Here is a 502-nt window from a genome sequence, read left to right as displayed (position 1 = left end):
CCTCGCCCGGCGGGATGTGCGGCAACCGGTGCGCGATGCCCTTGTGGCAGTCGATGCAGGTCTTCTCCTTGCTCGCGAGGTAGGTCGAGTGCATTGCCTGCGCCCGCGCGCTCTGCCGCGTGAAGTCCATCGACTCGTAGTTGTGGCAGTTGCGGCACTCCAGCGAGTCGTTGGCCTTGAAGCGCGCCCACTCGTGCTTGGCCAGCTCGAGCCGCTTGTCGTGGAATTTCTCCGGCGTGCTGATGGTCCCGAAGATCTTGCCCCAGACCTCCTTGGACGCCTGCATCTTGCGGGCGATCTTGTCGGTCCAGTTGTGCGGCACGTGGCAGTTGGAGCAGATCGCCCGCACGCCCGAGCGGTTGGTGTAGTGGATGGTGCTCTTGAGCTCCGCGTAGACGTTCTCGCGCATCTCGTGGCAGCCGGTGCAGAAGGCCTCGGTGTTGGTCGCCTCCATCGCGGTGTTGAACGCGCCCCAGAAGACGACGCCGCCGATGAAGCCGCC

The 502-nt window shown here is 65.1% G+C and carries 1 protein-coding gene; it reads right to left on the bottom strand.

What is annotated here, in order from left to right; all coding sequences use genetic code 11:
- A partial coding sequence (locus FUT87_RS24415; RefSeq protein ID WP_147242670.1) for a NapC/NirT family cytochrome c occupies positions 1–502 on the bottom strand: 502 nt, incomplete at both ends.

The sequence above is a fragment of the Mitsuaria sp. TWR114 genome (assembly GCF_007997345.1).
This window is presented reverse-complemented; position numbering and strand designations above follow the sequence as displayed.